This window comes from Pseudomonadales bacterium (assembly GCA_013215025.1).
Lineage (GTDB): Bacteria > Pseudomonadota > Gammaproteobacteria > Pseudomonadales > DT-91 > DT-91.
The window spans coordinates 1-2,532 of sequence record JABSRR010000261.1 but is presented as its reverse complement, the minus strand read 5'-3'; the positions used below and the strand labels follow the sequence as shown (position 1 = coordinate 2,532).

Sequence of the window (2,532 nt, the reverse complement as noted above, 5' to 3'; positions counted from 1 at the left end):
CTGCAAAGCCGAAAAATCCAATGCTAATATGCACATTATGAATGCTCATAAAGTCATAGCCCTTATGTTGATGCTGTGTATGCTTGCCAGTTCTGTCAATGCTGCACAGATGCTTGTTGATATGCCGTCAAGTCACAGTGAGGCCCAGCATGAGCCTATTCCTTGCCACAGCGAGCAGGCGTTACCAGCAGAGCCAATACCCACAGGGTCAATGTCAGCAGGGGCAATGTCAACAGGGGCAATGGATACCGTTCAGCAACGTGAAACACCGGATTGTTGTGATGATGATTGTTCGTATTGTTTCTCAATATCAGCGTTGCTGGTCAATCATATGACTTTGCAAGCCTATCCCACTGTTAAAAGTCAGCATCTTGACGTGTTGCACCATCCTATCGCTATTGCAAAACATATCTATCACCCTCCGATAATCGTCTAAGCACAGGCAAGTTGCGCCTGGAGTTTGTGCTTTGGCCTAAGGTCAGGGCAGTTTTCCCTTTTACACGCGGTGCTTAGATATGAACACAGATATTATTGCGGGGAATTCCCCCCATTTGTTAACCCGAAGAAAATTTGTCACTGGGCTTTCAGCCAGTGGTGTATTACTGGGCTTAAGCCCATGGTGCAATAGCGCGCCAGCTGAAACCGTAAGCGCTAATTCACCCCCCTTATTGAGAGGCAAGGTATTTAACCTTTCAATTGATTATCAAGTCGTTAATTTTACCGGTAAAGAGCGCCCCGCGGTTACTGTGAACGGATCTCTGCCTGCGCCTACTTTGGTTTGGAAGGAGGGCGAACGCGTCACGCTTCGCGTGACTAACCATCTCGCGCACGACACCTCAATTCATTGGCATGGCATGATTTTGCCCAGCAATATGGACGGCGTGCCGGGGCTTAGTTTTGATGGCATCAAGCCTGGCGAGACATTCGAATACAGCTTTGATGTTAATCAAAATGGCACCTATTGGTATCACAGCCACTCAGCTTACCAGGAACAGCTGGGTGTATACGGGGCGATCATTATCGAGCCGAAAGATGGCTGGCAAGATGACTTCGATACCGACCATGTGGTTATTTTATCTGACTGGACCGATGAGAGCCCTGCCACGGTATTCAAAAAGCTCAAAAAGCAGCCGCATTATTATAATACCCGCGAACGCACGCTGAATGATCTTTATCAAGAGATCAAAGCCAAGGGCGTGGCCAATACCTGGAATGAGCGCGCCATGTGGAACCAGATGCGCATGAGTGATCGCGATATCTCAGATGTGACCGGGGCCACCTATACCTTTTTAACCAACGGTCAGACCCCAAGCGCGGGGTGGTTGGGCTTATTCAACAATGGTGACAAGGTGAGGCTGCGTTTTATTAACGCTGCCGCCATGACCATTTTTGACGTTAGAATTCCAGGCTTGAAAATGACCGTTATCGCCAGCGATGGTCAGGCGGTTGAGCCGGTAACTGTCGACGAATTTAGGCTTGCTGTGGCCGAAACTTATGATGTGGTTGTAGAGCCTGACAGCGACTCGGCTTATACCGTTTTCGCCCAGGCCATTGATCGCAGTGGCTTCACCCGGGGCACGCTGGCTGCTAATGCCGCATTAACAGCGCTTATCCCTGATCTAGACCCGATGCCGATTTTAGGCCATGGCGATATGGGCATGGCACACGACGCGCACGCCAGCCATAGCGGTCACAAAAAGTCTGAAGACCACAGCGCTCACCAGAGCCACAGCGGACATCAAGGCCACAGCGGGCATCAAGCTCACAACCAGCATAAAAACCACCACGCCCATCACGGTCACATGGCTCATCACAAACAGACAGCTAAACCGGCCATGGGCTCAGGTCTAGCCGGTTATGGTTCGGCCCAACCGATAGAGCGTAAGTCTTCGCATTATGGGCCGCATGTGGATATGCGCGCCGACTCGCCGCAATTCAAGCTTGATGATCCAGGTATCGGGCTTCGCGACCATCAAGCGCTGTATGGGCGTAAAGTGCTGACCTATGCCGACCTTAAAAATCGCTATCGCACCCTCGATATGCGCCAGCCCAGTCGAGAAATTCAAATCCATCTGATTGGCAATATGAGTCGCTATATCTGGACCTTAGACGGCATCCCAATGGCTAAGGCCGAGCCGATCATGCTTAATTATGGCGAGCGTGTGCGCATCACCTTAATTAACGACACGATGATGAACCATCCGATGCATTTGCATGGTCTGTGGAGCGAGCTTGAAACTGGCGACCCCGATTTCATTCCGCGAAAACACACGGTAATTGTGCAACCCGGCGCTAAAGTTTCTTATCTGGTAACGGCCGACACCAAAGGACGATGGGCTTATCACTGCCATATGCTGCACCATATGATGGGCATGTTCCGCGAGGTGAGGGTGGTTTGATGAAAAAACTCTTATTGCTAGCCCTGTTGCTGCAAGCCTTTTCGGTTTGGGCTATGAGCAATCCCGACCCGCTTATGACAATGGTGATGTTAGATAAGCTTGAAATTAATAACGACAATAAGCTGCATTGGAA

The 2,532-nt window shown here is 50.2% G+C and carries 2 protein-coding genes; both read left to right on the top strand.

Annotated features, from left to right (window positions below):
• Positions 1–79: 79 nt before the first annotated feature.
• Entirely contained in the window at positions 80–436 is a 357-nt protein-coding gene (locus tag HRU21_12660; protein NRA43141.1) for a hypothetical protein, read from the top strand.
• A gap of 79 nt (positions 437–515) precedes the next feature.
• A complete protein-coding gene (locus tag HRU21_12655) occupies positions 516–2,399 on the top strand; it encodes a copper resistance system multicopper oxidase (protein ID NRA43140.1) in 1,884 nt (627 codons plus the stop codon).
• Positions 2,400–2,532 lie beyond the last annotated feature (133 nt).